This is a genomic window from Microbacterium sp. F01 (genome assembly GCF_056156365.1).
Genome location: NZ_CM149592.1, coordinates 1,604,334 through 1,622,279 on the forward strand (window position 1 = coordinate 1,604,334; position 17,946 = coordinate 1,622,279).

General features: G+C 71.2%; 15 protein-coding genes. 10 read left to right on the forward strand and 5 right to left on the reverse strand.

Annotated features, from left to right (window positions below; all coding sequences use genetic code 11):
• Positions 1-14 precede the first annotated feature (14 nt).
• From ACVN90_RS07130 to ACVN90_RS07145, 4 genes are all read right to left on the reverse strand, one after another.
• Positions 15-2,624: a PEP/pyruvate-binding domain-containing protein gene (locus tag ACVN90_RS07130; RefSeq protein WP_475101439.1), complete on the reverse strand. Its 2,610-nt coding sequence runs from the start codon at positions 2,622-2,624 to the stop codon at positions 15-17.
• A 93-nt stretch (positions 2,625-2,717) separates the two neighbouring features.
• Entirely contained in the window at positions 2,718-4,046 is a 1,329-nt protein-coding gene (locus ACVN90_RS07135; RefSeq protein ID WP_475101440.1) for a flavin monoamine oxidase family protein, read from the reverse strand.
• A gap of 85 nt (positions 4,047-4,131) precedes the next feature.
• Positions 4,132-4,620: an adenosine-specific kinase gene (locus ACVN90_RS07140; protein WP_475101441.1), complete on the reverse strand. Its 489-nt coding sequence runs from the start codon at positions 4,618-4,620 to the stop codon at positions 4,132-4,134.
• A 66-nt stretch (positions 4,621-4,686) separates the two neighbouring features.
• Positions 4,687-5,298: a helix-turn-helix domain-containing protein gene (locus ACVN90_RS07145; protein ID WP_475101442.1), complete on the reverse strand. Its 612-nt coding sequence runs from the start codon at positions 5,296-5,298 to the stop codon at positions 4,687-4,689.
• Between the two features lie 132 nt (positions 5,299-5,430).
• Here ACVN90_RS07145 and ACVN90_RS07150 point away from each other — a divergent pair, with 132 nt between their 5' ends.
• The 5 genes from ACVN90_RS07150 to ACVN90_RS07170 all read left to right on the forward strand — a co-directional run bounded on the left by ACVN90_RS07150 (position 5,431) and on the right by ACVN90_RS07170 (position 10,365).
• Positions 5,431-6,651, forward strand: coding sequence for a globin domain-containing protein (locus ACVN90_RS07150; protein ID WP_475101443.1), 1,221 nt, complete (start codon positions 5,431-5,433; stop codon positions 6,649-6,651).
• 110 nt (positions 6,652-6,761) lie between these two features.
• Positions 6,762-7,463 carry a hypothetical protein gene (locus ACVN90_RS07155; RefSeq protein ID WP_475101444.1) on the forward strand — a complete coding sequence of 234 codons (702 nt, stop codon included), beginning with the start codon at positions 6,762-6,764 and terminating at the stop codon, positions 7,461-7,463.
• 107 nt (positions 7,464-7,570) lie between these two features.
• The gene (locus ACVN90_RS07160; RefSeq protein ID WP_475101445.1) at positions 7,571-8,044 is read left to right on the forward strand and encodes a hypothetical protein; all 474 of its coding nucleotides are present in this window, start codon (positions 7,571-7,573) and stop codon (positions 8,042-8,044) included.
• 52 nt (positions 8,045-8,096) lie between these two features.
• Positions 8,097-9,623 carry a multicopper oxidase family protein gene (locus ACVN90_RS07165; protein ID WP_475101446.1) on the forward strand — a complete coding sequence of 509 codons (1,527 nt, stop codon included), beginning with the start codon at positions 8,097-8,099 and terminating at the stop codon, positions 9,621-9,623.
• 37 nt (positions 9,624-9,660) lie between these two features.
• Positions 9,661-10,365, forward strand: coding sequence for a lipoate--protein ligase family protein (locus ACVN90_RS07170; RefSeq protein ID WP_475101447.1), 705 nt, complete (start codon positions 9,661-9,663; stop codon positions 10,363-10,365).
• A gap of 147 nt (positions 10,366-10,512) precedes the next feature.
• Here ACVN90_RS07170 and ACVN90_RS07175 read toward each other — a convergent pair whose 3' ends face one another.
• Positions 10,513-11,439, reverse strand: coding sequence for an Lrp/AsnC family transcriptional regulator (locus ACVN90_RS07175; RefSeq protein WP_475101448.1), 927 nt, complete (start codon positions 11,437-11,439; stop codon positions 10,513-10,515).
• A 219-nt stretch (positions 11,440-11,658) separates the two neighbouring features.
• On the opposite strand from ACVN90_RS07175, the gene ACVN90_RS07180 reads away from it, so the two are divergent.
• The 5 genes from ACVN90_RS07180 to ACVN90_RS07200 all read left to right on the forward strand — a co-directional run bounded on the left by ACVN90_RS07180 (position 11,659) and on the right by ACVN90_RS07200 (position 17,932).
• Entirely contained in the window at positions 11,659-12,981 is a 1,323-nt protein-coding gene (locus tag ACVN90_RS07180; RefSeq protein ID WP_475101449.1) for an MFS transporter, read from the forward strand.
• Positions 12,982-12,988: 7 nt separating this feature from the next.
• The gene (locus ACVN90_RS07185) at positions 12,989-14,677 is read left to right on the forward strand and encodes an amidohydrolase (RefSeq protein WP_475101450.1); all 1,689 of its coding nucleotides are present in this window, start codon (positions 12,989-12,991) and stop codon (positions 14,675-14,677) included.
• Complete coding sequence (locus ACVN90_RS07190) at positions 14,674-16,332, forward strand: thiamine pyrophosphate-binding protein (RefSeq protein WP_475101451.1); 1,659 nt, start codon at positions 14,674-14,676, stop codon at positions 16,330-16,332. The genes ACVN90_RS07185 and ACVN90_RS07190 overlap by 4 nt, the downstream gene beginning before the upstream one ends.
• Entirely contained in the window at positions 16,329-17,291 is a 963-nt protein-coding gene (gene speB / locus ACVN90_RS07195) for an agmatinase (RefSeq protein WP_475101452.1), read from the forward strand. The genes ACVN90_RS07190 and speB overlap by 4 nt, the downstream gene beginning before the upstream one ends.
• An 89-nt stretch (positions 17,292-17,380) precedes the next feature.
• Entirely contained in the window at positions 17,381-17,932 is a 552-nt protein-coding gene (locus ACVN90_RS07200) for a hypothetical protein (protein WP_475101453.1), read from the forward strand.
• The last annotated feature ends 14 nt before the right edge of the window (positions 17,933-17,946 follow it).

The window sequence follows — 17,946 nt, forward strand, 5'->3', positions numbered from 1 at the left end:
ACGGTCCCGCCGTGTCAGTCTTCGCGCAGTGCAAACCTGACGGCACCCGACGCTCCGTCGACCGTCACCTCGGTCCCCGTCGTGATCGCGTCGGTCGCGCGCGGAACGCCGACGACCGCCGGGATGCCGTACTCCCGAGCGACGACGGCGCCGTGGCTGTTGGCGCCGCCCATCTCCATGACCAGGCCGCCTGCCGTGAGGAACAGCGGCGTCCAGCCAGGATCGGTCGACGGGGCGACGAGGATCTCTCCGGGCTGCAGTTCGGCGCCGACCGGGTCGAGGATGACCCGCGCGGGCGCCGTAACGGTGCCGGCCGATGCCGGAGTCCCGCGCAGCGTCCCGGGGCCATCCGCCGGGGAGCCGGCGCCGACAGCCTCGGGTTCCGTCCCGTCGGACAGCAGCATCCGTGGCACGTGGCGCCGCCGGAGCTCTGCGTCATAGCGGTCCCGGTGCTCGCGGACGGTCGCGCGCATGTCGGTTCCGGCCGCGGCGCGCGTGGTCTCGTCGAAGTCGAGGAAGAACACATCCTCCGGATCCGCGATCCGTCCCGCGGCGGCGAGCTCGACGCCGATGTCGGCCAGCTCCGCCCGTGCCCGGCGCATCGCGGTGATCATGAGGAATTTCGGCATCTCGCGCATGCCGACGAGCGCCCGGGCACGCCGCAGGCAGAACGCGACGGCGGTTGCGCGAAGGCGGCCTCGACGGCGTGCGCGGCCGACGAGGGTCTCTATCATCGCCTCGGCGTCGCGCGCGCCGGCGACGAAGTGCTGCGCGGGGGTCGCAGCATCCGTGTCGAGACGAAGGTAGCCCGACAGCACGCCGAAGAGGTGGGTGGGGTCGTCGGCCCACCGCGGCATGCCGAGATCGATCTCGGCGACGGCTCGATGGCCGTAGCGCGCGAGGAAGTTCGCCATGACGCGCTGCAGCACGGCGGGCAGGGCGCCCGAGAGGTAGGCGCCGGCGAGGTCTTCTGGTGCGCGGGTGCGCAGCGCCGCCGCAGACTCCGCGTCGCGTCGCGCTCGCACGGCGACGTCCCACAGTTCGAGGTCCATCTGGGTCGTGACGTTGTCGGGCACGCTGCGGAGCACGGTCTGCAGCTCGCCCGGCTCGGTCGAGCCGCGCAGCAGGCGCCCGGCGAGTCCGAGCATCCCGAATCCGACGAGAGCGCCGGGCAGGCTTCGGGGCGCGAGCGGCATCGCCCGGAAGAGCAGATCGACCACCGCGTCGACCCGGGTCGGAATGTCGCCGCCCGCCGGGATGTCGCGCGCACGAACCTCGCGGGCGAGCCTCTGAACCCGCCGCTGCGCTGCGGCCGGGCTGAACAGCGCCTGACCGATCAGGAGCGGAAGCCGGATGCGGACTGCCAGGTGGATCAAGCCGCGCGCGAAGCGCCGCCGTGACCGCGGAAGCACCGAGAATCGCGGGTCGGTGAAGAGCCCACGCACCACGACCGCGGAACGCGCCTCCATCACATCGAGCGCCCGCGGCATGATCTCGCGGCCCACGGCTGACCGCAGGACGGGTGTCGCATCGACGAAGATGCGGTCGCCGCCGATCGCGAATGCTCCGGGTCCGGCGGCGATCCGGGCGGGACGGCGGCCGATGAGGTCGAGGAACCCTGAGCCGACCACCCGGAAGGCGGCGATGCCCATCGGCGTGATCGGTCGGTGCAATCCTTGGGCGAGGCTGACGCAGAAGTAGACGCGGGTATGCGCAGCGGGCAGGGGCGCGTCTCGTGCGGGCACCGGGAACAGCGTCGTGATCGGCCGGGACTGGGTGAGCCAGGCGTGCCCGTCGGCGTCGAACGCCCACTCGATGTCCTGCGGGCTGCCGAACGCGTGCTCGACCCGGTCGCCGAGTGCGGCCAGCGTGCGCACCTGGGCATCGGTCACGCTCTCCGCCTGATCGCCGTCGCCGCCGGCGCGGCGATCGAGGATCCGCCCGGTCGCGGTGTCGACGACGAAGTGGTCCGGGTCGACCGAGCCCGACACCACCGCTTCGCCGAGGCCTCGCGCCGCGTCGAGCACCGCCTGCCGACGGCGGCCGGTCACCGGGTCGGCCGTGAACAGCACACCCGCGGATGCGGCATCCACCATCCGCTGCACGACGACCGCGAGCGCGACGCCCGCGCCGTCGATGCCCTGCGCGGTGCGGTACGCGACCGCCCGATCCGTCCAGAGCGACGCCCAGCAGCGGTGGACGGCATCCAGGACCTCGTCGATGCCGGCCACGTCGAGATAGGTGTCCTGCTGGCCGGCGAAGCTCGCCCCCGGCAGGTCCTCCGCTGTCGCCGACGACCGCACGGCCACGGGACCCTCCCGGGGCTCCAGGCGGTCGTACGCCTCTCGCACCGCTCGAGCGACCTCGTAGGGGAACGGCGCGTCGAGCACGGCCTCGCGGGCGGCCGCGGCATCCGTGATCGTTCCCGATTCCACGGCCGAACCGCGAACCGCCCGCCGGTACGCCTCGGTCGTGACGCAGAAGCCGGGCGGCACGTCGAAGCCCGCGCGGATCAGTTCGCCGAGGTTCGCCGCCTTGCCGCCGACCGCCGCGAGGTCGCCGGCCGACAGGTCCGCGAGATCGACCACGAAATCGCCCTGCGGTGATGGGCTGGACGCGGCCATCTCATCGTCCTCCCGGCCAGGTCGGCCCACGCTCGTGGGCCCAGGTGCAGAATCGCACTCCGCGCACCCCGCCACAAGATCGACGGGATCTCGTCAGTCGGTCCAGGCGCCGTCGATACGGATGCTGCGTCCCAGCACGTTCTCGACCGCGCGATGGCCCGAGAACATCGCGGCCGGCACGGTGGCGGGGTCGTCTGTCCACGTCGCCTCGCCGGCGAGGTGCAGCACCCCGCCGATCGGCGTCGCGAGATCGTCGTGGTCGGCCGTCGTCGACCCGACCGTCATGTACGCGTACGAGCCGTGCGACCACGGGTCGTCCTGCCAGTCCGTGACATGCACGTGCGTCGGCGTCCCGACGCGGTCGCCGTACAGGCGCCGCAGCTGCACGAGGATCGACTCGACGATCTCGTCCTCGGTCCAGTCCCGCGTACCGACCGCCGCGGGTCCAGCCGCGAAGGTCAGCAGCGTCGGCGTGCCGTGGAGCGCGGTGAGGTCGTACCACGAGTGCCACCAGCGGCTCTCAGGCCCCTGCTGGCGGATCGCGTAGACGCCGTCGTCCCAGAACTGCGCCGGGAACCGCAGGAACACCTTCTCGAACGCGTTCATCGTCAGCCTGCTCAGCGCACCGGCCACCGGCTCGGGCAGCGGCGGTTCGATGACGAACTCGTCCGACTGCAGCACGCCGACCGGAACCGTGACGATCGCGGTGTCGGCCGCGAAAAGCCCGTGATCGGTCGTCACGACGACTCCCTCGGGAGACCACTGCACGTCGGTCACGACATGGATGAGACGGATGTCGAGTCCCTCAGCGAGCCGCCGCGGCAGGCGGTCGTATCCCTCGGGGAACACCACCTCGTCACCGTCGATGGAGTCGTCGTCGAGGCCATGCGCGGCGAGGTCCTCGATCCAGGCGCCGTACTGCTCCTCCGACCGGTGCTCGAGGTACTCGCGCACGCGCTGCGTGCGCTCCGGGTCCCATCCCTGGGCGGTGAGCGCGGCCTCGGTCACATCGCGGTACGACGCGTCGGGAGCTGATTCCGCGACCACGTCCCGCAGCGTGGCGTCGACGGTGTGGATGTCGTCGATGTACGCCTGGGTGGCAGCATCCGTCAATCGATTCCCGTCGGGACCGTAGTAGGCGATCGGGCGGCTGTCGGGCTGGTAGCCGCCGACGGTGAACTCGACGGTGCGCATGCCGAACGCCTCCGCGGCCGCGGCGACGGGGGAGTCGGTGATGCCGTGGATCCACGAAGCGCCCATGTCGGTGACGGTCCCCGGGAAGTGGCGGTCGGTCGAGACGCGGCCGCCGACGCGGTCGCGGGCCTCGAGCACCACGACGCGACGGCCTTCCTTGGCCAACAGGCGAGCCGCGGTCAGGCCCGCGACCCCCGCGCCCACCACGATCGTGTCGAAATGATCCATCTGCGATCCTCCCCGGCCGGCGCACCACTGCGCCCTTCGACGCTAGCGGCTTCCGGGAGGTCGCGAATCCACCGGGGGCGGAGCTTCAGAGCTTGTAGCCGATGGCGCGCAGCAGGTCCTTGCGGTCGGCGACGTCCTGTTCGGTCTCGACGCCGACCGGCGGCTCGCCGTCGATGACGCCCGCGACGCCGCGGCCGGCCTCGGTCACGGCGACGAGGAGCTGCACCGGGTTCGCGGTCGCGCAGTAGATGGAGCAGACCTCGGGCACGGCCTTCACCTGGTTGAGGACGTTCACCGGAAACCCCTCGCGCAGCATGATCACGAACGCGTGGCCGGCGCCGATCGCGAGCGCGGCGTCGACGGCGAGGCCGACGAGGTCATCGTCGTTGCCCGTGCGACGCACGAGCCGGGCACCGGATGCCTCGCAGAACGCGACCCCGAACCGCAGCGTTCCGCCGACCCCGGCGAGCGCCTCGTGCAGATCCTCGACGGTCTTGATGAAGTGCGACTGCCCCACGATGACGTTCACGTCGTCGGGCTTGACCAGCGGAACGACCTCGATGTCGACGGTCATGGGAACCTCCTCCGACAGCGCCAGCCTAGACGCGTCGTCCCGTCGGCGGGGGTGAACTCCTGGCGGCTACGCGGTGCGGCGGGTGAGCAGCAGCCGGCACTGGTGCGCCGTCACGAAAGGTTCCAACCGCTCCAGCTCGAGCGGGCCGTCGGTGTGCAGCAGCACGTCCTGCACCAGGCGCGCGTGCACGCCGCACACGAGTGCGCGGTCCTCGTCGATCATGTCGTGGTACCGGCAGGGCGCGAGGTCGAACGACAGTGTCTTCTCGTCCACAGCCGGGTCGAGTCCCGCGTCGTCGAGGTGCTCGTAGAGCACATCGAGCTGCCGCGCGGCGTCGGCGGGAAGTGCCGGAGCCTCAGTGCGGGTCACGGCACGCAGCATCCGTCCCCGCGTCTCTGCGCCCTCGACGCGCGCGCTCGCCGCGTCGCTCGAGGCCGACTCGCGCACGGGGTGGAACACCACCGGCGGCCTGCCGCGCACGCCGACCTGGATCGTCTCGCTGCGGATGAGCCCTTCGTCTTCGAGCACGCGCAGATGGTCGCGAACGGTGTTGAGCGGGATGCCGCACTCCGACGCGAGCTCGCCGGCGCGGCGTCCGGGCACGCGCTGGATCGCCTGCAGCAGCTGCAGGCGGCGGGGCTGGGTGAGTCCGCGGAAGTCGTGCGCGCGGCGGGGCATGGTTCGACGGTAACCCGGGCGGCTTCGATTGCACTGGGAGGACGACCGTTTAAAACCGGTGGAACGCGCGACGCCCGGCGCGGGGACCGAGGAAGGTCGAAGGCGTCGCGTCCGGTCCGAGAAAGGAACCCCATGCAGCTCTCACCGGAGTCCGAAGCCATCGTCCGCGCCACCGCGGGTGTCGTCGCCGAACACGCCGAGGAGATCACGAAGGTCTTCTACCCGGCGATGTTCGCCGCCCACCCCGAGCTCCTTCGCGTCTTCAACCGCGCGAACCAGGCGGTGGGGGAGCAGCCGAAGGCGCTCGCCGCGTCGGTCGTCGCCTTCGCGGTGCAGCTCATCGACCCCGACGCCCCCGACTTCACCCCGGTCATGCGCCGGATCGCCCACAAGCACGTCTCGCTCGGCATCCAGGCCCGCTCGTATCTTGTCGTCGGGCACCACCTGCTGGAGGCCGTCGGGACGGTGCTCGGCGAAGCCGTGACCCCCGAGGTGAAGGCCGCGTGGGACGAGGTCTACTGGCTGTTCGCGACGTCGCTGATCGCCGAGGAGGCGAAGCTCTACGCGGAGGGCGGCACCGACCCCGAGCACCCGTGGCGGGGCTACCGCGTGGTGGAGCGGTTCGAGGAGTCCGACGACGTCTTCTCGCTCCTGCTCGCACCCGTCGCGGGAGAGGTGCCATCGCACCACACCGGGCAGTACGTGGCGATCGCCGTCGATCTGCCCGACGGGTCGCGCCAGCCGCGCCAGTACACGATCTCGTCGGGGCCGCGTGGGGACTCGCTTCGGGTCACGATCAAGCGGGTGCGCGGCGTCGGCGGCACGCCCGACGGCCAGGTGTCGACGTGGCTGTACGTGAACGCGAAGCCCGGAACGGTGCTCGATGTGTCGCAGCCGGCCGGCGACGTCGTGCTCGACGACTCCGAGCAGCCGCTGGTGCTGGTGTCGGCCGGCATCGGCATCACGCCGGTCGCAGCGATCCTCGAGGACCTCTCGCGCCGCCAGCCGCAGCGCACCGTGCGCCTGTTCCACGCCGATCGCGCACACGACACGCACGCCCTGTACGCGTCGCTCCGCCGCCAGGTGCTGGCGATGGACGACGCGAAGGCGCAGAACTGGTACGAGACGGATGCTGCGACCGCCCCGACGCTCCACCCGGCGCGTCCGGGGTTCATGGATCTCGCCGACGTCGAGCTTCCCGACGACGCGACGGTGTTCATGTGCGGCCCGCTGCCGTTCATGCGCATCTCGCGCGCGACGCTGATGGCCCGCGGCATCCCGAGCGAGCGCATCCACTACGAGGTCTTCGGCCCCGACCTGTGGGCGCAGAACCCCGAGGGCGCGGCCGCCTGAGCTGGGGGACGGCCGGCATCCGCGCGCGTGCCGGCCGTTTTGCCGTCTGTGCACCGGGCTGCGCAGCGGATCGGCCTACCGCCCGCCGGACCTCGGTGGGACCATGAACCATGGCGACGGAGGCCGGCGGGGACGGGGCCGAGAGCGACGCGGCGCTCGCGCGCCGACTGCAGATCCTCGCGACCGAGCACTGGGGGCTGCTGGCCGCCCGCAGCACCGCGCAGAGCGAGGTGCTCACGCGCATCACGATCTTCCTCACCCTCGTCTCGGCCGGGCTGGTCACCATCGGTCTCCTCGGCCAGGCGACGAGGTTCGGATCGTGGTTCGCCGTCGCCGCGCTGGCGATCCTCGGCTTCCTCACGGTCGTCGGGCTGCTCACCCTCATGCGCGTGCTCGTGGTGTCGGAAGAGGACATGATGTTCGTCGTCGCGATGAACCGCATCCGCGGGGCCTACGCAGAGGTGGATCCGACTGCGGCGGCGGCCTTCCTCGCTTCGACGCACGACGACGAGCTCGGCATGTCGGTGACGTACTCGTTCCTTCGCCACCGTGGTGGGCTCGAGCAGGTGCTCGGGTCGTCGGCGATCCTCAGCATCCTCGTCACGGCGTCGGTCGCCGGCATGTTCACCGGCGGGCTGTGCGCAGCGCTCGGCACCCCGATCGCGGGAGCGGTGGCCGTCGGCATCGTCGTCGGGCTCGTGATCGCCGCAGCCGCGGTCTGGTACGGCGGCTACCGCTTCACCACGGTGTGGAAGACGTACCGGCCGCTGCGCCCGAGCGACGGGCCGCCGCCTCACTGGCGGCGCCACTGACCCCGACCGCCACAGGCGCCGAGGGGCGACGGCTCCGCTCCGTCGATGTATCAGATCACCTTTCGGGCGCTCTGGAGTGTCGTTGAACCCGACACCAAGGAGCAACCATGCGTATCACCTACCGCATCCTGTCGTTCGCCATCTGCGCGCTGGTCGCGCTGCAGGCCGCGTCCCACGCGTGGGCCTCGGCCGGTCTCGGCCTGTACATCGCCGAGGGCGGCGTCGTCGACGCGTCCGCGCAGGAGGGCCCGCCCCCGTTCCCGGAGGTCCTGGGCTTCATGATCCACGGCATGAACGGCATGTTCGTGATCCCCGCGCTCGCTCTGATCCTGCTGATCATCTCGTTCTTCGCGAAGATCCGGCACGGGGTCGCGTTCGCCGCCGTCGTGTTCGGGCTCGTCATCCTGCAGGTGACGCTGGGGCTGTTCGGGCACGGCATCCCGCTCCTCGGGTTCGCCCACGGCGTGAACGCGCTGCTGCTGTTCACCGCGGCGCTGCTGGCGGGGCTGAACGCCAAGCGTGGCGTCGCGACGCAGGCCGACGCGGTCGCCGCGCCCACCGCAGCCAGTGCTTCCGCCTAGAACCGCCTCAGCGAAGAGCCGGTGGGCGTGGTTCGCCCGCCGGCTCGGCGCCGTGCTGGGCCTCGTCGCGATCGGCCTCGTCGGCTGGATGTGGTGGGCCAGCGTGCTGCCCGGATCGTACTCGGCGCTCGACATGGGCGTGCCGGACTTCGGGGGCGGTCTCGGGGCGGGCGCCCACGCTGTCGCACACGGTCACGCGAGCGCCGACGGTCCCAGCGCGCCGGCAGCGGGAGCGCCCGCGGCCCGCGGGCCCGCGGCCGGCGAGACGAGCGTCGCCGACCTGATCGCCGACCCCGACCGCGCCGCCGACGTCCAGGTCGAGCTCACCGCGCGGGCGGAGCGCGTCACGCTCTCCGGGGGAGAGCCGTTCGACGGCTTCACCCTCAACGGCAGCACCCCGGGCCCGACCATCCGGGCGACCGAGGGGCAGCTCGTCGAAGTGGTGCTGCGCAACGAGGACGTGCCCGACGGTGTCACCGCGCACTGGCACGGCGTCGACGTTCCGGGCGCGATGGACGGCGTGGCCGGCGTCACGCAGGACGCCGTCATGCCCGGGCAGGACTTCACCTACCGCTTCGTCGCCGAGCAGGTCGGCACGTTCTGGTACCACGCGCACCAGACGTCGCACCCGCAGGTCGTCGGCGGACTCTTCGGCGCGCTCGTCCTCGAACCTGCTTCGGAGACGGATGCTGCGACCGCGGCTGCGACGAACCCTCCCGCCGTCGACACCGTCGCCGCGATCCACACCTATCCAGGCGGCCAGCGCACGATCAACGGCGCCGTCGGCGAAGGACGACAGGACGCCGCACCGGGCGACATCGTTCGCGTGCGACTCATCAACACCGACTCGACGCCGACGAGCGCGTGGGTGACCGGATCGTCGTTCCGCGTGCGGGCGATCGACGGCAGCGACCTCGTCGGCCCCACGACCGTCGACGATCGGAGTGTGCAGATCACCGCGGGCGGCCGGGCCGACCTCGAGGTGCGCGTGCCCGACAGTGGTGCCGTGCGCGTCCAGGTGCCCGGCGCCTCGCTCGTCGTCGGTCCCGACGGTGCCGAGGCCGATGAGACGTCGGCGCCGCGGGAGCAGCTCGATGTGCTGTCGTACGGGCAACCGGCCGAGGTCGGTTTCGACGCCGAGGCAGCCGATCGCCGCTTCACGTACGACATCGGCCGCCTGCCCGGCTTCCTCGACGGTCGCCCCGGCTACTGGTGGACGATCAACGGCGGCCTGGGTGCCGGCGTGCCCATGTACATGGTCGACGAGGGCGACGTCGTCGTCATGACCATCTCCAACAGCAGCGGCGAGGGCCATCCCATGCACCTCCACGGGCACCACCTGCTCGTCCTGGCGCGTGACGGCGTACCGTCGTCGGGCAGCCCGTGGTGGGTGGATTCCCTCGATGTCGCGCACGGCGAGTCGTTCGAGGTCGCGTTCGTCGCCGACAACCCCGGCATCTGGATGGATCACTGCCACAACCTGCCGCACGCGTCCGAGGGACTCATGACCCACGTCGCATACAGCGGCGTCACGACGCCGTTCCGCCTCGGGCGCGACACCGGCAACGACCCCGAGTGAGCGCCTGCAGGGCCGGTCGCGTGAGAGTGTGGCGCTCATGGCTTCCCACAACCCGCCGCCGTCGAACGGTCCGACGCTCGTCATCCGTCAGGAGGAGAGAGTGGATGCTGCGACCGACCTCGAGCGTTCCGTCGAGCTCCTCCGTGCCGTGGCCGAGAGGACCATCGCGCCGCCGCGGGTCGTTCGGCTCTATAGCCCGGTGCCGACCGTCGCGATGAGCCGGAGGGAGAGCCGGTTGCCGGGATTCGAGACCGCACGCCAGGCCTCGCTCGACCGCGGCTTCGCGCCGGCGATCCGCCCGACGGGTGGCCGCGCCGTCGCCTACGACGAGAGCTGCATCGTGTTCGACGTGGTCGCCCGCGAGGCAGACGGGGCGATCGACCAGGCGCGGTTCTTCCGCGAGGTGGGCGACGCACTCGCCGCGTCCCTGCGCGGACTCGGCGTCGACGCCCGGGTCGGCGACGTGCCGGGGGAGTACTGCCCCGGCGAGTTCAGCATCAACGCCCGCCGAGAAGTCAAGCTCATCGGCACCTCCCAGCGTGCCGTGCGGGGCGCGCGACTGCTGAGCGGGATGCTGCCGCTCGAAGGCGTCGATCGATTCACCGATGTGCTCGTCGCCGTGAACGCGGCGCTCGAGCTCGAGTGGGACCCGTCGACCTTCGGCACGCTGGCCACGGAGGTACCACGCATGCCGCGGCCGATGGTCGAGCGCGCGCTGATCGCCGCGCTCGCGGGCGAGTGATCAGCGCAGCGGTCCGAAGAACGCGCGGAGGTCGTCGGCCGATCGCCGGCACAGAATCGGAGGTTCTGACCAGCGCGCCGGGGGACGGATGCTGCGGCCCGGCGTGTCGCGCAAGACCTCCGATCCTGTGCACCCGGCCGCGGGACCTCACCCGGTGATCGAGCCGAGGGGCTGCGGGATGCCGCCGCCGGCCGGCCGGAGGGTGCGGGCGTAGTCCTCCTTGAGGACCGCGAGGTGGAACCACGCCTCGACCCCCGAGACGCCGGGGATCGCGCGGATCCGCTCGAGGCTCGCGTAGAGCGCGCCCGCCGACGGCTCGACGAGGGTCGTGACGACGTCGAACCGGCCGAGCGTACGGGCGGCGAAGTCGACGCCCCGCCACGTGCGCAGCGCGTCAGTCACGCGGTCGTCGGTGCCGGCGAGGTTGAGCCCGACGCCCATCGACAGCTGGCGGTGCACCAGGCCGCGTGCTTCGACGGCGCTGATCTTGATGACACCGCCGTCGACGAGGCGCTGCACCCGCGTCGTCACTGCCGAGGGGGAGAGGCGCACCGCCTCGCCCAGCGCGCGGTAGCTCTTGCGGCCGTCGCGCTGCAGCTGCTCGATGAGCGCGGTGTCGATCGCGTCGATGGTGACATCGCCGTGGTACTCCGAGACGAAGAACCCCTTGACGACGTCGGTGTAGATGAGGGTGTTGATGTCGGCGACGCCGGGAAGCGCCCGGATCTGCGCGAGCAAGTCGTGCAGCGCCGGCATCGACCCGAGCCGCACCTCGGTGACGAGGTCGTAGGCGCCGCCGACCGCCGAGACGAGCACGGTCTCGCTGAGGCCGCGCAGGTGCTGCGCCACCGGCTCGACACCGCCCTGCGTGCGGATCGACACGTGCGCGAGCACGTGCTGCCCGAGGAACACCGGGTCGACGGCGGCGACGACCCGCACGGTGCCGTCGGCAAGCATCGCGTTCAGGCGCGTCGAGACGGCGGCGCGCGACTGCCCGAGGCGGCCCGTCAGTGTGTGGATGCTGGCACGGCCGTCGACCTGCAGCTCGCGGATGAGTTCGGCGTCGAAATCCATCGCGATCCTCGAATTCGTCGATTTCCCTGGGAACGCACGCCCTCGCGTGCAGAAGACGAGTCTAGAACTACCTGCACAGGACGCGAAATGCGATTCTGTGCGCCAAGTCAATCAGAATCCTAGTCGATCGGGCCCAGCGCTGGAGTTCTGCCCTTGCCAGCAGCATCCATTCGTCCCTAGCCTTCATCGCATCCCCGATACATCCGCAAAGGAGCGGTCATGACTTCCACCACCAGCAGGGCGCGGCGCGCCGGCATCGCCGCGTTCGTGGGAACCACCATCGAGTGGTACGACTTCTACGTCTACGCGACCGCCGCCGCTCTCGTGTTCGGACCGCTCTTCTTCCCGAGCGGCGACCCGCTCGCTCAGACCGCCGCCGCGTTCGCGACGTTCGCCGTGGCGTTCCTCGTTCGTCCGCTCGGCGGCATCATCTTCGGCCACATCGGCGACAAGCTGGGTCGACGCGTGTCGCTCGTCATCACGCTGCTGCTGATGGGCGTGTCGACCGTGCTCGTCGGCTGCCTGCCGACGTACGAAGCGATCGGCATCGTGGCGCCGATCCTGCTGATCCTGCTGCGGGCGCTCCAGGGCCTCGCGGTCGGCGGCGAGTGGGGCGGCGCGGTGCTGATGAGCGTCGAGCACGCCCCGGCCGGCAAGAAGACGTTCTACGGCGGCTTCACGCAGCTGGGCAACCCGGCCGGCGCGCTGCTGGCCTCGGGCATCTTCGCGATCATGTCGCGCTTCGGCGAGGACTTCATCATGAACGGCGGATGGCGCATCCCGTTCCTGCTGTCGATCGTGCTGGTGGGCGTCGGGTTCTGGGTGCGCTACCGCGTCGAGGAGTCGCCGGTCTTCGAGCAGAAAGTCGAGGGCCGCAAGCAGACGATGCCGCTCGCCTTCGCGCTGCGCGTCAACTGGAAGCCGATCCTCCTCGGCATCGGCCTGCTGCCCATCTCGACCGGCGGCTACTACCTCGCGACCACCTTCGCGACCGCGTATGCGACCGGCGAGCCGATCAGCATGAGCCCGCAGCTCATCCTCGACGCCATGACGATCGCGTCGTTCATCGAGTTCGTCGTGACGCTCCCGGTCGCATGGCTGGGTGACAAGTGGGGCCGCAAGAACATCATGTACATCGGCCTCGTGACCTCGGTGCTCACGTTCGTGCCGTTCATGCTGGTGCTGCCCGGCAAGATCGAGCCCGTCATCTTCCTGATGGCGTCGCTCGTGCGCATCGCGATGAGCGCCACGTACGCGCCGATCGCCGCGATCCTCGCCCAGATGTTCCGCCCGCAGGCCCGCTACACGTCGATCGCGCTGTCGTACGGCGTCGGCGCGGCGATCTGGGCAGGCTTCTCGCCCTGGTTCGCGACCATGCTCATCGCATGGACGGGCAGCGTCTGGTCGGTCATCTTCATGTTCATCGGAATGGCCCTGCTCGCCGGCCTCTGCACGTGGCTCGCTCCGCAGCACTCCGACGAGGCGCCCGTGACGGACTCGTTCACGCCGCGCACCGACACGACCGCAGCCCGCACGATCTGAGGACGCCATGAGAAAGCTCGCCCCCTTCGACCGCCCCGCGCAGCAGACGCCGCGTCTGGTGATCGCCGGCGCCATCCACACCGTCGACGCGCACGGCAGCACCGCCACCGCGATGCTGACCGATCGCGGCCGGATCGTCGCGATCGGCACGGCAGAGGAGTGCCGGGATGCTGCGGCCACCCTCCGTCTGGACCCCGAGGTCGTCGACCTCGGCGACGCGGTGATCGTGCCCGGTTTCGTCGACGCGCACGCCCACCCGCTCATGTACGGCCAGCTGATGACCTGGGTGGACTGCGGTCCCGAGAAGGCAGGCAGCATCCCCGAGATCGTGGCGCTGCTGAAGGCTGCAGCCGCCGATCTCCCGGCAGGGCGCCCCGTGCGCGGGTACGGCTACGAGCATCGCAACCTCGCCGAGCAGCGGCATCCGTCCCGTTTCGAGCTCGACGAGGTCGCGACCGACCGCGAGGTGTACCTCATGAACGCGTCGGGGCACGGCGGCGTCGTGAACTCGTACACGTTCGAGCTCAACGGCGTCGACCGCGACACCGCGAGCCCCGAGGGCGGCGAGATCTTCCGCGACGCCGACGGCGAGCTGACCGGAGAGATCTCGGATGCCGCGTGCAACATGCTCACCGGGGTGCACGGCGTGAAGATCGGCCACCACGGTCCGAACTTCCACCTCGCCGACGAGCCGGAGGAGCACCTTCGGCAGTTGGATGTCGCGACCCAGCGCTTCCTCGCCGGGGGAGTGACGACGATCGGCGACGCGCAGGTGTCGCGCCGCGAGTTCGACATGTACCTGCGGCTCGCCGAGGCCGGGCGCCTGGAGCTGCGGGTCTCGATGTACCTGCTCTCGCACCTGCTCGACGAGGCGCTCGAGATGGGGCTCGTCGGCCAGTTCGGCAACGCGCACCTGAGCTTCGCCGGCATCAAGCTGTACGCCGACGGCACGCTCGGCGGCTGGACGGCGTACTTCCCCGACGGCTACGTCGGCGACCCGTGCCGCACCGGCCAGCTGTACCACGAGCCCGCGGAGTACACCGAGCTCATCCGCAAGGCGCACGCCGCCGGGCTCCAGACGGCGACGCACGCGCAATCGCCGACCGCGATCGAGATGGTCGTCTCGGCGATCGAGGCCGCGCTCGCCGAGCACCCCGACGACGACGCACGCCACCGCATCGAGCACTGCGGGCTGCCGACACCCGAGCAGATCCGGCGCATGGCGGCAGCCGGCATCCGTCCCGTCAACCAGACCCAGCACTACTTCAACTGGGGCGAGGGCGTCGAGCAGGCTATCGGCACGCCGGGGGAGCGGTTCAACCCGCTGGGCGATTTCGCGGCGGCGGGGGTGCCGTTCACGATCTCGTCTGACGCGCCGGTGGCCGAGCCCATCCCGCTCGAGGCGATCCAGACCGCAGTCACCCGCGTGACGCGTCGTGGGCACAAGCTCGGCCCCGACAACCTGCGGGTATCAGCGGATGCTGCGCTCCGCGCGCACACGTACGAGGGCGCCGTCTCGCTCGGCCGAGAGGACGACCTGGGCTCGCTCGAGGCCGGCAAGTACGCCGACTTCGCGGTGCTCGGGGCCGACCCGCTGGCCGTCGACGCGAGCGAGATCTCGCAGATCCCGGTGCTCGAGACGTGGGTGGCGGGCGAGCGCCGGTATGCGATGGCGCGCGTCGAGGCGCTGACGTGACCGCCGCCGCGCAGTACGCCGACACGGCTGGGCGTGCGGTGCTCGAGACCGTGCGCAACTACGGGGTGACCGCCGTGTTCGGCATCCCGGGCACGCACAACCTCGAGCTCTACCGGCCGCTCGAAGGCCTCGGCCTGCGCGCGGTGACCAACCGCCACGAGCAGGGCTCGGGGTACGGCGCGGACGGGTGGGCACAGCAGACGGGGCTTCCCGGCGTGGTGATCACGACGTCGGGACCGGGCCTGCAGAACGCGATGAGCGCGATCGGCACGGCATTCTGCGAGTCGCGGCCGCTGCTGGTGCTCTCGCCGGGCGTGGCGCTCGGGGCCGAGTTCCGCGACATCGGCACGCTCCACGAGACGAAGGACGCGACGGCGATGGTCGGCGCGATCGCCGAGTGGTCGCGTCGCGTGACGAGCGCGACCGATGCTGTCGACGCCGTGCACGACGCGTTCGCGCTGTTCCGCACTGGGCGTCCGCGTCCGGTGCACATCGAGATCCCGCTGAACGTGCTCGAGGCGCCGGCCGACGTGCCCGCGGCGGCTCGCGAAGCTCGCCCGGCTCCCGCGCCGATTCGCGGTGACGCGGCGGCGGTGCGTGAGGCGGCGAAGCTGCTGACGGATGCTGCGCGCCCGGTCATCGTCGCCGGCGGCGGTGCCACGCGCGCCGGCCGGGCGATCACGGCGCTCGCCGAGCGGCTCGGTGCGCCGGTCGTCACAACCCTCAACGGCAAGGCCACCGTCGACGAGCACCACCCACTGTCGCTGGGCTCGAACCTGCGGCTCGAGGCTGGCCGCCGGGTTGCTGAGAACGCCGACGTGCTGCTCGTGCTCGGCTCGAAGCTCGGCGAGGCCGAGCTGTGGGCGCCGCGGCTCGAGGCGCGCGGCGCCGTCGTCCGCGTCGACATCTCGGCCGCCCAGTTGCACAAGAACCTCGACGCGTCCGTCGGCATCGTGGGGGACTGCACCGCCGTGGTCGAGGAGCTCCTCGCGGCGTTGCCCGACGGGCCCCGCGCTCCCCGTGACGTCACCGCCGAACGGGAAACGATCGCCGCTGAGACGGCGTCCATCCTCCCCGAGACGGTCGCGCTCGCCGAGACCATCGCCGCGGCCCTCCCGCACGACGCCATCGTCGCCGGCGACTCGTCGCAGATCGTCTACATGGCGCTCGCGAACGTCCTCCGCCAGTCGGCCCCGCACTCGCTGCTGTACACGCCCACCTATGCCACCCTCGGCTACGGCCTTCCCGCCGCGATCGGCGCGCGCGTCGCGCAGCCCGCCGAGGGCGGCCGCCCCGTCGTGGCCGTCGTCGGCGACGGCGCGCTGATGTTCTGCGTCAACGAGCTGGTGACCGCGGTCGAGCAGCGCCTCGACCTCACCGTCGTGTGCGTCGACAACGGCGGGTACGCCGAGATCAAGCAGAACGAGGTGGACCGCGGCATCCGTCCCGTCGGCGTGGATCTCGTGCAGCCCGACTGGGTCGCCCTCGCGAACGCGTTCGGCGCGACCGGGCGGCGCGCCGAGACCCTCGACGACATCGCGTCCGCACTGACCCAGGCCATCGCCGCCGGCGGCGTGCAGCTCGTCCACATCCCGCAGAACGCAGCGGAGCAGCATCCGTCCATCGAAACTTCCACCCCGAGAGGTGAGTCATGACCGACCACGAGCCCGTCGGCCCGGTCGACGCGTCCGTTTACCCGCGCTATGCCGGCATTGCGACCTTCGCGAGGCTGCCGCGCATCGAGGAGGTGCCGCGCGCCGACCTCGCGATCGTGGGCATCCCGTTCGACACCGGCGTCAGCTACCGCCCCGGCGCACGGTTCGGCCCGTCGCACGTGCGCGAGTCGTCGCGGCTGCTGCGGCCCTACAACCCCGCGCAGGACGTGTCGCCGTTCGCCGCCGCGCAGGTCGTGGATGCCGGCGACATCCCGGCGAACCCGTTCGACATCGGCGAGGCCGTCGCCGACATCGAGACCGCCGCCACCGCGCTCGGCGAGCGCGTCGACCGCATCGTCACGGTCGGCGGCGACCACACCATCGCGCTGCCGCTGCTGCGTGCCGTGAACAAGAAGCACGGGCCGGTCGCGGTGCTGCACTTCGACGCACACCTCGACACGTGGGACACCTACTTCGGCGCCCCCATCACGCACGGCACGCCATTCCGCCGCGCGAGCGAGGAGGGCCTCATCGACCTCACCGCGAGCTGCCACGTCGGCACCCGCGGTCCGCTGTACTCGAAGCAGGACCTCGACGACGACGAGCGCCTCGGCTTCTCCATCGTGTCGAGCGTCGACATCGAGGAGCGCGGGATCGAGGCGGCGATCGAGCGCGTGCGCCGCCGGGTCGGCGACAAGCCGCTGTACATCTCGATCGACATCGACGTGCTCGACCCCGCCCACGCACCAGGCACCGGCACCCCCGAGGCCGGCGGCATGACGAGCCGGGAACTGCTCCGGATGCTGCGTGCCCTGAGCGACCTGAACGTGGTGGGTGCGGACGTAGTCGAGGTGTCGCCCGCGTACGACCACGCACAGCTGACCGGCATCGCCGCGAGCCACGTCGTGTACGAACTCGTGACCCTCATGGCCGCGCAGATCGAGGCCGCCCGCGGTTGATTCCTAGCGCGCACGTTGCCCGGTGACAAGCCCCTCCACACCGGGTTCAGCCCGCCGCAGGCTGGAAGGACCCCAGAAGGAGGACGGTCATGAACGACCACACAGACCGCATGGACACCCCGGAGCAGAACACAGGCGCCGAGGAACCGATCGCGGCCACGCGTCGCGAGCAGCGCGAGCGCGAGGCCGCGAGCCCGAGCGCCGGTACCCAGGCCGACGTCCGTCAGAACGTCCCGCTGAACGACGCCTCCCAGCAGAACGCCGACCGCGAGGCGGCGGCCCGCCAGGACGCCGCCGGGTACGAAGCCGGGCCCGATTCAGACGCGGAGCGCGAGATCCCGCAGGAGCCTGTCGAGCACAGCGCGACGACCGACCATGACGTGATCCGCCACTGGGCGGAGGACCGCCACGCGACGCCCGCGACGGTCGAGGGCACGGAGCATGACGGCAACGTGGGTGAGCTCCGTCTCGACTTCGACTTCGGCAACGACCTCGAAGACCTCAAGGAGGTCTCGTGGGACGACTGGTTCCGCGCGTTCGACGAGCGGGGACTGGAATTCGTCTTCCAGGAGACCGCGCGCCCCGACGGCTCGGTGTCGAACGACTTCAGCCTCGAGTCGGCGGGCCACACGCACAGCTGACGCTCGATTGCCGG